Consider the following 6,977-nt stretch of genomic DNA (forward strand, 5'->3'; position numbering starts at 1 on the left):
TCATCACTAACTCCCTATTAATTCCTACTTTCTATAGAATTGGATTCCGCTTTTACTTGGATTTTCCTCGAATTTTTCCCGAGGCAGATCCGAAGCCCGCCCAAAGAAAGTTCAAGCAATGCTGGGCAAAAGGCAGGAATTGGTCGGGTATTGGTTAACTGTAAGTTTTGATCGCAGATATGACATGGCTTTCCTTTTCTAATTGATAAATTAAATTTATTCATATCCAATAAGGAAGGGCAATATCCTATAAATCAAGATAAAAATATGTGGCACCTCAACCAGTTTATTAATAAATATCATGAACGGAATGTTGACCTTCTTGGAAAGTGTTTCTTGTTCAAGACCTTTAGAGTTTTTGTTTTACCCTTTGTGCGGTTAACTTTATAATTCGCTTTCGATGGCTCGCATTCGCTTTCTGCTGACCTCTTTCGGTAAGCCATAAACTGTCACGGGAGTCAATAAAGTTTTTTTACACACAAAAAAAGCCTGCAAATATTTAATTTGCAGGCTTTTCTATTTGTTGACTTTTAGATCTGTAGCCCGTAGAAGGATTAAAAATATGGCTTTATCATGACAAAAAAGGCGATTTTTAAAATTCGGGGGTTCTTTTCGTGGTTCTTTTTAGGCAATCCAAGTGAGACTTAAAATAAGTCGCTGTGTGTGCCTGTTCTTGTTAACGTAATGAGCCTTATGGTGTCGCCTTGTTCCCAAACTAACAGCCAATCGGGTTGGATATGGCACTCCCAAAATCCTTTATAATTACCCGTCAACTTATGCGGTTTGTTCTTTGATGGGAGCGAGCCTTTTTCAACCAATTGGGTAACGACTTCATCGAGTAGTCGCATATCCAAACCACGCTTTTTGGCGAGTTTAATATCTTTTTTGAACTTTCCAGTCTGTTCAAGCTGATACATTACGAGTAAAGTTCTTTTCTGAAATCCTCAAGAGTGGTTTTGGTCGCCTTGCCCGATTTAGCTTCTTTTATTGCTTTTTCAGTATCTTTATTATAACGGGGTTCTTCAAGCTCTACAAAAGGTAGTGTTTTAAGGTATTCATAGAATACTTTAGCCTGCTTGCTTCGCTTATCTATCTTTATTGTGATTTCCATATCTGCACATCTTAATGGTACTACCCCAAAGTTACTAAAAAATAAAATTATTCTCTATGGCTGACAAAAGAAAGAAGAAAACTCCGCATGACACGAAAGAAATTCACCATAAACAGCCCAAAGCGAGAACAGTCACGGCCAATAGCGGTGGGGTTTCGCAGGCCACAAATGCGCGGAAGGGAGAGAATTTAGTACAATCCATTTTGTCTTTTCCTTAATTCTCTACCTGTATATTCTAATCGATGTAATTTACCATTATTCTCAATATCTACTTCAAAAGGAACAGGTTGTATTTTCATCTGTGTCGGAAACCAAGTCTCTTTTTTATTATAATTAGCCATCACAAATTTCCCCTCGGGTGAACCGTTCGCACCAAATCTCGTTAAGTTTCCTTTCCATAACGTTGTTTGGCATTTTTCTTCTAAAAGTGAATTTACTTTTTTAATGTCATCGGTTCCAATACCCATTTCACTTATACCCAACACATCAGAAATATCGAATTGTTTATCTATATCATTCTTTAAATCATGATGGGTAATAAATTCTGAAATGTTCCCACCTCCATCATAAAAATAGAAAGAGACAGCATTCCAATCTTCGAAGTCAACCGCTTTTTCTCCGCTCTCTAACTTAATAATCTCAACCCGTTCTTCCATCCACTTTAAAGCCTCTTCCAACGTATTTGATGGGATTAAAAAGCAATAATGATACAGAAAAGGCTCGGTGGATTGTTTAAACTTCAATATTGACCAACCAATTTTTACGCTAAAGGTATCTTGTGTTTCATTATTGATTTCCAAACCTAAAGTTTTGTAATAAAAATCCTTTACCTCTTGAAGTTTGTTGGTTCGTAAAGTCAAGTTTTTGATTATCATTCTTAAATTCTTTATTGTATATATCGGAGTTATTCGGCCTATTCTGACAAATCTTGAATACATTGCTCCCTTATTCTCCAAATTTCTTCAAGTGAATACTTTATATTACTATTTTTATGAAGCCAATTATCCAAAAATACTTTATGGATTCCGATTTTATGTTGATTAATTTCATTTGGCTGGATTTCCGTCTCAAAAAGCAAGTCATTTATAAAGTCATTTGGCGATGCCCCACTTTTAGTAAAATCAAAACAACTATTGCCAAATTTTAGGTAAGTATGTGCTTCGGGAATGTATTGCAGAAGATTCTTTGACAAGGTATTTTCAACCTTTGGCGTATTTAAAGCATTCATCTTGAAAATTCCAAGAATAAGCTTGATATCCTTAACCTCGTTCTCATTAGCCAATTGCTTTAATATAGCGTGTTTTGTACTGCAAGTTCCTTTGTTATCAGTAAAAATGGTCGTTAGGTCGTCTTTATTTGAATTTCTTCCATAATCCATATTTTGGATATAATGGGTGGCTTGATGAAAAGATTGGATACCTCTTTTCAAAAACTCTTTTGAAATATCTCCGTTAGCTTGGATTGTAAAATTAGGTAGTTCTGTCATTTCGTTTTCTTTGATGGATTTCCATTATATATCTGCATGAGTTCAGCTTCCGTGGAGATTTATTAATCCAGTAGTAACCTGTCAAGCGTGAAAGTCTTACTCATTAACAGAGAATGTCCGTTAGGAATATGCTCTTTTGTTTTGCTATCGTCTGTAAAATTAAACTTGTAGTTAAGGTTAAAAGTGCCTTTTCTTCTGTCTTCCATCACCTGTGAGAAAGCTTGGACACTGGTTAAAGTAAGTGTTATAAGTGAGAATATTTTTATAAATTTTACTTTCATGTATGTATAAGTCAAATCGTTTTTTAGTAGGCTGGTTTCTAATTCTTATATTTTCTTGTCCTTTTCAATTGCAGGGATGATATATTTCAGCATAATTTCAAAAGGGAGCTTCCCTCTCCAATTACCATAGTTACTTCCAGTAAATACGACCGCTAAATTATATTCCGGAACAGACATCATATACTGCCCTCCATTACCCGAAGCAAACAAAACTTCTGTATCAATGTCTTTATGCTTTAATTGCTCTCGATACCAAAAGAAACCATAACGTGCGCTTTCATATATTGCATTGGGGATTCTGGAATATCGGGTAAACGAATAATCGATAACAATGTCACAATCTGTTAATGTTTCTATCCACGCCGAACTAATTATTTGTTTACCTTTCCAATCCCCTTTATTCCTTACCAAATTAATAATTTTGAGCATATCCATAGGTCTCATAAAAAATGAACCTGCGGTCATACCTTGACCTCTCGGAGAAATAGTCCATTTATAATCTTCGATTCCCAAAGGTTGAAAAAGATTTCTTTCGGCAAATTCCATGACTGTCATTCCGCTTGCCCTTGTAATAATCTCTCCTATAAGCATGGGTACGATAGAATTATAAGACCAATTTATGCCGGGATTCTGAACTAAATCTATACCTAAACAAAATGCCACCCAATCTTCGGTTTCAGCCATCTCATCTTCACAATAGGGTCCAAGACCATAAAATTCTTCGCAGTTTAATCCCGACCGCATTTCTAATAAATTCTGAACACTGATGTTACTTTTGTTCTCGTCTTTCAGTTCAGGAAAGAACCGTTCCAAACGGTCATTGAGTGCAATCAGTTTTTTGTCGATTGCAATTCCTGCTAAAAGGCTTGTTATAGATTTAAAAGATGAACGAATATCGTGGCGACTGTCTTTATTAAAACCATTAAAATATTCTTCAAAAATTATATTGTCGTTATTTTCAACTATAACAGCATCAATCTTAGGATAAGTGTTGTCAATGACTTTTTCTTTTAATTCTCGAAAAAGTGATTGATCTACTTCCTGTGCTTTGGAAGTTATAAACAACAGCATCAGCATATTGAATAGAATGGTTTTCATTAGAGTAAATCTTCAAATAGACATAATAACTTTAAGTACAAGGATAACAAATATTACTGATTTTATTTTAATCCCTATCCTTTCGCGCCTTTAATCCTTTTATTTCTTCCTTTGCCCTTTCTACCTGCTCGGTGGTTATTCATATAAATCAACATACATCTTTACTGTCTTCAATTTCTTGTCTTAGGGAAAGCTTTGCGATAGAAAAATATTTATACCTTGCAATTTGATTAGACTAAGATGTTAGAAAATTTACCAATACACATTCCTTTAATTTTTGGATTGACAACCGTCATGACACTCTTTTTATTCTCTTGGATTATTAAGGCTGCAAAATCTCCAACTACACGACAGAACTCAACTAAAATCATTGTAGGTTTAATAGTATGGTTAATCATTCAAGCCATTTTGACACTTAAAAACACATATAATTCGGATACAAATTCGTTTCCTCCCAAAATATTGTTGTTTGGGATTTTACCACCAATTTTTACAATTATTGTTTTGTTCTCAATGAAAAAAGGACGGCAATTTATTGATACCCTATCCTTAACAAAAATTACCTATTTGCATTTTAAACCCAGAAAGTACATTGCATCTTATCCACTATATTGGCAAATCCCCTATTTGATATGGATGCGATATGCCTTCCGAAAAACTGATGGATCAAATTTATCTTATGAAAAATAATAACAGATGGAATAGTTAGGATAAATACTCGGTAGGGAAGATTTACTGAAAATAAGGCAATATGACTTAAGATTATTAAGAATATTAACCGATCGAGGAACAGAATACTGCGGAGTAAAAGACCAGCATGAATATCAGCTCTATTTAGCCATCGAAGATATAGATCATACGAAAACAAAAGCAAAAAGCCCTCAAACAACTGGTATTTGCGGAAGTTACCACCGTACTATTCATGATGAGTTTTATGCAGTTGCATTCAGAAAGAAGGTATACCGAAGTATTCAGGCACTCCAAAACGACCTTGATCGTTGGATGAATTACTATAATCAGAATCGCACGCATAAGATCGTTAAGTATATCTCAGTAGTAAGCAAATGAGCGAAAATGACTCACTTTTTTCTTGGGAATTATTATAGTTTTTTTGATACTGAAAAACAAAAAAGGTACTGTTTTAAATTCCAAATATTTAGACAAAAAAGTATTTTTGTATTCTAAAGAAGTTCAACTTCTGAACTATCTAGTGTAGTCTCGGTTTTCGAATCGGGACTACTTACTTTATAATTTTCTATAAATACCGTATCATTTTTCCAAATCGTATACATTAAGATTAATAATTTTCTCTGTATGGCAACCTGCCCTACCATTTTTGATGACTTCTTCTGGATGATTCTCAGGTAGGTTTCCTTTAGCGATGGATTGTATCTACAAGCTACCATAGCCGGAAAATACAGTGCATTTCGGATATATCTATTCCCTTTCTTGGATATTCTGGTTTTTCCTTTGACCGATGTTCCAGACTCCCGCTGAACCACATCGTATCCGGCATAACTGACAAGCTGTTTAGCGCTACCAAACTGTTCAAACCCCATTGTTTCAGCAAGAATGGTCACCATGGTAATCATACCAATCCCTTTTATTGTTGAGAGTTTCTCAACTTTTTTGTCCAGATCAGGATCTGACTTTACTAGCATGGTGATCTCTTTGGTACATCTACCAAGCTCCTTTTCTATCTCTGCAATCAGCTTTTTATTGCTCTTCAGGATAAAGGGTTGGATATCATGCGAACAGTCTTTACTATAGTTGATGTTACCTAATGCAATTTTCTGCTCTTGAAGCTGGACATAGTATCTGGTCAAATTTCTCAGCTGCAATAATATCACTGGAGGTGGGTTCCATGCTTTATGAATCCGCTCGACACCGAACTGACTCAATATTCTTGCATCAACAGCATCTGTCTTGGTCTTAATATTGAGACTCGAAAAATAGTGCTTTGAGGTATTGGGAAGGACAACATGAACTTTTTTCTTAATCTTGTGCAGATGGTGGGCAAGGTTCTCATAATAGACCCCCGTAGCTTCCATCAAAAAAACAAGTTCCGTATTCGGTGTAACAACTCCTTTAGCCCAGCGCAGAAACTGGTTGAACCCTTTGGTTTCGTTAATAAAATCCACCGTCTTTGAGAACGTTAATTCTCCATCCCCTAAACGCTGACACACACATGCTGTAAATGTCGCTTTTGAGATATCTATCCCAATACACTGTTTGCTAATAGCCATAGTTAAGAATTTAAATCATATTGACTTAATCCTCCTTCGTCTATCCTTTTGTTTTATCCAGGCTCGAAATAACGGCCTTAAGTACTGTTCAGACTCCTGAGAATAAAATCGTGTGGAAAATTCCTTTTTTACGGTATAACAAGATGTTTACCTAGCCTGCATTCGTCTCACACGAAAAGCCAATACATTTTGTATAACAACAATATAATGACCTTTTTATAATTCTCAGTAAATATAAAAGCCTGCAAATATTCAATTTGCAGGCTTTTATATGTGTTGACTTTTAGATCTGTAGCCCGTAGGGGAATCGAACCCTATTTGTATCAATCTATTTATCAGTTATTTACAAACCTTCCATTTCCTACTCACCGAATAACTCACTGGTTTGATATACGTTTTAGTTGCAAGTGCTTTATACTTTAAAAATAAGAAATAGAGCGAAAAATTCAAAAAATTATATTGATATTTTACCTTGAGGGGCCAGCAGTATCTCAGATAAATAAATTACATCTCTTAAGATTTAACTATTCAATTTTGTCCCACTATATTACCTGATACGGATAGTATTAAATTTTTTGATATTAGAATCAGTCCTAGGAATTAAAGTAATCATAAAAAGATCATCTAAATCACTAATGAACTTTATTGGAGAAACTGAAATTACCATAATATTACTCACGTCTACGAGAACCTCATCGGGACTGTTCTGAATGATATTATTATATATGCGAAATTGGAGTTGCTAACTTAGTCGG

The 6,977-nt window shown here is 34.9% G+C and carries 8 protein-coding genes and 1 pseudogene; 3 read left to right on the forward strand and 6 right to left on the reverse strand.

All coding sequences use genetic code 11. The features are described from left to right. Nucleotides 1–644: 644 nt before the first annotated feature. Both B2107_RS13745 and B2107_RS13750 read right to left on the reverse strand, forming a co-directional pair. Nucleotides 645–917, reverse strand: a complete 273-nt coding sequence (locus B2107_RS13745) for a type II toxin-antitoxin system YafQ family toxin (RefSeq protein WP_293956222.1) — start codon at nucleotides 915–917, stop codon at nucleotides 645–647. Then, nucleotides 917–1,111, reverse strand: a complete 195-nt coding sequence (locus tag B2107_RS13750; protein WP_028297204.1) for a hypothetical protein — start codon at nucleotides 1,109–1,111, stop codon at nucleotides 917–919. Before B2107_RS13750 ends, B2107_RS13745 begins: the two co-directional genes overlap by 1 nt. A 56-nt stretch (nucleotides 1,112–1,167) precedes the next feature. Here B2107_RS13750 and B2107_RS13755 point away from each other — a divergent pair, with 56 nt between their 5' ends. Beyond that, nucleotides 1,168–1,329: a hypothetical protein gene (locus B2107_RS13755; RefSeq protein WP_293956223.1), complete on the forward strand. Its 162-nt coding sequence runs from the start codon at nucleotides 1,168–1,170 to the stop codon at nucleotides 1,327–1,329. Here the strand turns inward: B2107_RS13755 and B2107_RS13760 are convergent. The 3 genes from B2107_RS13760 to B2107_RS13770 form a co-directional block, all read right to left on the reverse strand. Further along, nucleotides 1,300–1,986, reverse strand: a complete 687-nt coding sequence (locus B2107_RS13760; RefSeq protein ID WP_293956224.1) for a VOC family protein — start codon at nucleotides 1,984–1,986, stop codon at nucleotides 1,300–1,302. The genes B2107_RS13755 and B2107_RS13760 overlap by 30 nt on opposite strands. A gap of 38 nt (nucleotides 1,987–2,024) precedes the next feature. Then, nucleotides 2,025–2,597, reverse strand: coding sequence for a hypothetical protein (locus B2107_RS13765; RefSeq protein ID WP_293956225.1), 573 nt, complete (start codon nucleotides 2,595–2,597; stop codon nucleotides 2,025–2,027). 326 nt (nucleotides 2,598–2,923) lie between these two features. Then, nucleotides 2,924–3,976, reverse strand: coding sequence for a serine hydrolase domain-containing protein (locus B2107_RS13770; protein WP_293956226.1), 1,053 nt, complete (start codon nucleotides 3,974–3,976; stop codon nucleotides 2,924–2,926). Between the two features lie 240 nt (nucleotides 3,977–4,216). On the opposite strand from B2107_RS13770, the gene B2107_RS13775 reads away from it, so the two are divergent. Together B2107_RS13775 and B2107_RS13780 are read left to right on the forward strand one after the other, a co-directional pair. Continuing rightward, the gene (locus tag B2107_RS13775; protein WP_293956227.1) at nucleotides 4,217–4,666 is read left to right on the forward strand and encodes a hypothetical protein; all 450 of its coding nucleotides are present in this window, start codon (nucleotides 4,217–4,219) and stop codon (nucleotides 4,664–4,666) included. 66 nt (nucleotides 4,667–4,732) lie between these two features. After that, nucleotides 4,733–5,011 (forward strand): annotated as a pseudogene (locus tag B2107_RS13780) (integrase core domain-containing protein); the annotation flags it as partial. A 146-nt stretch (nucleotides 5,012–5,157) separates the two neighbouring features. Here B2107_RS13780 and B2107_RS13785 read toward each other — a convergent pair. Beyond that, a complete protein-coding gene (locus B2107_RS13785) occupies nucleotides 5,158–6,222 on the reverse strand; it encodes an IS110 family transposase (protein ID WP_293956228.1) in 1,065 nt (354 codons plus the stop codon). Nucleotides 6,223–6,977: the final 755 nt, after the last annotated feature.

Origin of the sequence: Sphingobacterium sp. UBA7855, assembly GCA_002500745.1 — a bacterium.
Lineage (GTDB): Bacteria > Bacteroidota > Bacteroidia > Sphingobacteriales > Sphingobacteriaceae > Sphingobacterium.